The sequence below is a fragment of the Sulfurirhabdus autotrophica genome, assembly GCF_004346685.1.
GTDB classification, from domain to species: Bacteria; Pseudomonadota; Gammaproteobacteria; order Burkholderiales; family SMCO01; genus Sulfurirhabdus; species Sulfurirhabdus autotrophica.
The window spans coordinates 1-3690 of record NZ_SMCO01000043.1 but is presented as its reverse complement, the minus strand read 5'-3'; the positions used below and the strand labels follow the sequence as shown (position 1 = coordinate 3690).

At 47.3% G+C, this 3690-nt stretch carries 7 protein-coding genes; 5 read left to right on the top strand and 2 right to left on the bottom strand.

Going from position 1 to position 3690, the window contains the following annotated elements; translation table 11 throughout:
• Together EDC63_RS18280 and EDC63_RS18275 are read left to right on the top strand one after the other, a co-directional pair.
• A partial coding sequence (locus tag EDC63_RS18280) for an RHS repeat-associated core domain-containing protein (RefSeq protein ID WP_317615928.1) occupies positions 1-545 on the top strand: 545 nt, incomplete at its 5' end.
• A 12-nt stretch (positions 546-557) separates the two neighbouring features.
• Complete coding sequence (locus tag EDC63_RS18275) at positions 558-908, top strand: DUF2251 domain-containing protein (RefSeq protein ID WP_223248266.1); 351 nt, start codon at positions 558-560, stop codon at positions 906-908.
• Positions 909-995: 87 nt separating this feature from the next.
• Here the strand turns inward: EDC63_RS18275 and EDC63_RS18270 are convergent, their stop codons facing one another.
• Complete coding sequence (locus EDC63_RS18270) at positions 996-1250, bottom strand: hypothetical protein (protein WP_124946286.1); 255 nt, start codon at positions 1248-1250, stop codon at positions 996-998.
• 37 nt (positions 1251-1287) lie between these two features.
• Between EDC63_RS18270 and EDC63_RS18265 the strand changes: the two genes are divergently transcribed.
• Together EDC63_RS18265 and EDC63_RS18260 are read left to right on the top strand one after the other, a co-directional pair.
• Entirely contained in the window at positions 1288-1746 is a 459-nt protein-coding gene (locus EDC63_RS18265; RefSeq protein ID WP_124946284.1) for an RHS repeat-associated core domain-containing protein, read from the top strand.
• A complete protein-coding gene (locus EDC63_RS18260) occupies positions 1746-2201 on the top strand; it encodes a hypothetical protein (RefSeq protein WP_124946282.1) in 456 nt (151 codons plus the stop codon). Before EDC63_RS18265 ends, EDC63_RS18260 begins: the two co-directional genes overlap by 1 nt.
• A gap of 255 nt (positions 2202-2456) precedes the next feature.
• Here EDC63_RS18260 and EDC63_RS19030 read toward each other — a convergent pair whose 3' ends face one another.
• Positions 2457-2585, bottom strand: coding sequence for a hypothetical protein (locus EDC63_RS19030; protein WP_262982420.1), 129 nt, complete (start codon positions 2583-2585; stop codon positions 2457-2459).
• A gap of 381 nt (positions 2586-2966) precedes the next feature.
• Here EDC63_RS19030 and EDC63_RS18255 point away from each other — a divergent pair.
• The coding region (locus EDC63_RS18255) for a DUF6531 domain-containing protein (protein ID WP_223248265.1) at positions 2967-3690 on the top strand (724 nt) is incomplete at its 3' end.

Here is a 3690-nt window from a genome sequence, read left to right as displayed (position 1 = left end):
ACTATGATCCGGGGACGGGGCGGTATACCACCAGTGATCCGATTGGGTTGGCGGGGGGCGTTAATACTTATACCTATGTCGGGGGGAATCCGCTTTCGGATATTGATCCGTTCGGGTTAGATTGGAAAAGCACGCTCAGCGACGCTGCTGAATCATACCTCCAGTGGCGTCAAAATAATTTCAATACCCTAGAAAGAGCCATGAATGGCGACCAAGCTGCTAACATAGATGTTGCAATGGGATTGGTTGGTAGCGTTGGTCGGCTTGGTTCAGTTGAGCAGTGCGTTGCAAAGGGGGCATCAAAGATCGATCGAGGAGCGTTCAAGGCTGAACGAGAGGCTTTCTGGAAGGCCGAAGCCAAGAACAACACTCAGAAGTACAACGCCGAAGATCTTGTGAGGATGAATAATGGCCGTGCGCCCACTGGTCCCGATGGGCATCCGATGGAGCTACATCACGTGGATAGAACGCCTGAAGGTGGTATACAGCCGATGAGTAGAACGGATCACCGTCTTGGCGATAACTACAAGAAGAATCACCCGTAGGAGAAGGAAATCGTGGCGACTAATGAAATTTTTGACAGTGCGGTTAGATCAGACGGCGACCTCGCCGGGGTTTTTGAGTATGACGGCGAATCCGGCTATTTCTATCTCTACAAGACTGAAGGTGGGCAGGGCCATAAGATCATCGACTCTATTCATATCCTGTCGGGTGAGCCGGACTTTACTGAAGCTGATGTCTTAGTGCGCTGGGATACAGAAGAGGAAAAGGTCGGTTTTTTCATCAGGGGTGTGTTGTGGGCGATATTCGATAGCCACGACTATACTGGCCACGGTGGAAATTATAGGCCGGACGCTAAACCAGGCTTGTTACCTGAGGTTGTGAGGGGGTTTGGCATCGTTTTGTAATGCCCCTTTGTTGCAAAGGGGGGAGGTCAAACTTTCGAGCGTGTTGCGAGCAATGCGGAACTGCAAGCGACACAAAAAACAGCCCGCTTAGGGCACAATCGTTATTGCGCCGAATGATCCCTCTTTCTCTTCTTCAATAAAAAAAGCCACTCCTTCCGGCAAACCGCGCCGGAGGTGTATCTCATGCGTGGTGTCAAGGGCCGCTACACTCTCTCCCTTGACGGAATCGGCAGCTAAGAAAAACGCTTCTATGCCAACGTATTGCATGGCAGAATGTGCCTCTAGGAAAAATTGTTTGAGATTGAGGGGAAGCGTCTTCGGTTGTTGAGCTGAAAGCCGCATAGCGGTTAGAGAAATTGGCTGCGATTACGACGAGTGCGTGTCGGGGTCAATCATTTATGGGTATGTGGGGGGAAATCCGCTAAGCTTTACTGATCCAAGTGGTTTAATTGTTGGATTCTTAGAATTGCTGGCAAAAGTCGGCGTTAAAACAGTTGAAATTGCTAAACAGTGCGTTGCAAAGAAGGGATGGCGTGTTGGTGATGATATCTACGCTACAACTAAAAAGGGAACAGACCCAGCTTGGTCAACTGTACGAAGCCGTTTCTGGAAGAACGAGGGAGCGACAGAGGGAGCAGCTGAAAAATACGGAGCTGAAAATCTCGATCGAATCCGTGCCGGTAAAGCGCCGCAGCGCTACAATGCCGATAAAGGAGGGATTGAGTCAATGGAATTGAGTCACGAGCCGATTCCTGCACGTGATGGTGGGCAGAATGTTGTGCCTAAGTGGCCACAAGACCATGCTGCGGTTGACCCTTTTCGCCGTCCAGGATATTGATGAACCCTACACTTGCAGAGCGATTTATCGCAGAAAATGGTGCAGCAGTTGTTGTTGATGGAGTTACTGTTGTTAATATGTACCGACGCCCAGTTAAACATGAACAGAAGATTGCCTTGCACGTATTAAGTGCAGTGCAGCAACCCATTCAAGGTTTACGGATCAAGTTAAGCGAAGGTACTATCCGAATCAATAACCAAGACCTTAAAGAAGTGGTTGTGTGGCTTGACACGGCCCCACCTGATTTAGAATTCTTGTGCAACCCAAAAAATGGTTCAAGCTCAGAGCTTCGAGTGTGGAACTGCTGGAGAGATTCAAATGGAGTTATGCAGGCATGGTTGGGTAATGCGGGAATTGTCGCTGAAGAAACAGCCAAAAGTGTAACTCTTCGATGTAGTACGGGTACGGGAGTGTTTGATCCAAGTCAACTCCGAGTTGAATTGCAGTTCATGTGAACTGTTGCTGTAACTATGGCTGCGTTCATTGACTTAATTGATTCTGTATACAGGGTAAGCCCACGCAGAACTCAATCGTTATTGTGCCGAATGAACTCTCTTTACTCATCGCCAGCATCAAGAAAGGCCCGCCCAGATTGTGATTTATGGTGAATACTGAGCGCTTCCGATTCAATTCTGTTTTTTCTCGCAGGCAAAGCAACGGGAGCCGCAGGCCTGCTTCTGCATCGTGTAAAGCCTTACCCTGCGCCAAGTTTACGTATCCTGTAGCCGAATGCCCAGGGAAACCGAGGCCTTTGGTAAGGTTAGAAAACGTTTAAGGGATGCCTCATCCGCCATCAAATGACCATCGCGGAGCACTCCGACGACATAATTGTGCGGCATCGCCACCATAAAAGTAGCTGTTACTGCTGAAGCAGTTTTTGTGTCGATTGTACTTTAAGTCATCGGTCCGACGTTGCTCAGCTGAGTTATATCTTTGGTATCAAACGTTTCAAAAGCGGAAGTTCACCTTTCGCCAGGTAATGACCGCAAGTTGCCCAACAAGAGACTGTCGAATAGCTTCCCTAAAGTCGAATAGCTTCCCTAAATACGACCACCAACTCTGATTGACAATTCCCCACCTGCAAACAATAATGTCATAAAATTAATTAACAATAACGTCATAGGCAGAAACCAATTTGTTTCGCATTGGTTGCCATGCCAAACGTCTTAACAACTTATAACAAATACGGCTGTTTAGTTACAGACATTGGGGAGAGGGGGATGGGGTTCTTTCGTGCAGCGTTCGGTCGCGAGTTAATTCTGGTTGGGAAAGTCATTCATTATTTCTCTAGGGTTACAGATATTAATCTGTCACCAAAAGTGATGCTCTTGACTCTCTTGTTTGTTTCTCTTGGTTTGACCTCGATGACATCTTTTTCTGATCAATGCGTTAGGGTTACTACTCCAATCAAAAAATGGGAAGCTGCTAATGCTAACAATTATGGTTATGGCAGCACCCCACTTGAGGCATGTAGGTTGGAATGGGGAGCTCCAAAACCATGCACAAACCAACCTGGATATTTTTGTTCTGGAACTGATCACGTTATCCCTGTATATCAAACCAATACTGCATATCAGTGTATCAATTGGACGCCATTTGGTGATGGTTATACGGTTGTTGGAAGTAACCTCGCCCAAAGGGTAAATTTGTGCCCGGCAGGCTATGATCTTAATCCAGGCCACTATTGGGATGAAACAGACGTTAATAGTGGAGTAACGCCACTTTGTGTTTTAAGTAATACGCCACCTGCTCAGTGTCCCAATGTGGTTGATGTGAATAAAAATATTGGAGCTCCCCGCTGTAATGGCACGAATCCAATCAATGATGCTAATGGTAATAAGTTCCAATTAGAAATCGACTATATCGGAACAGGTCCATTCCCGCTTCAACTCACACGTGCCTACAACAGCCAGCAAGAAGGTGGCGGAGGATGGCGCTGGAGCT

Coding starts and splice junctions, on each gene's coding strand:
- EDC63_RS18270 (WP_124946286.1), bottom strand. CDS start 1,250: ATGCGGCTTTCAGCTCAACAACCGAAGACGCTTCCCCTCAATCTCAAA.
- EDC63_RS19030 (WP_262982420.1), bottom strand. CDS start 2,585: ATGCCGCACAATTATGTCGTCGGAGTGCTCCGCGATGGTCATTTGATG.
- EDC63_RS18260 (WP_124946282.1), top strand. CDS start 1,746: ATGAACCCTACACTTGCAGAGCGATTTATCGCAGAAAATGGTGCAGCA.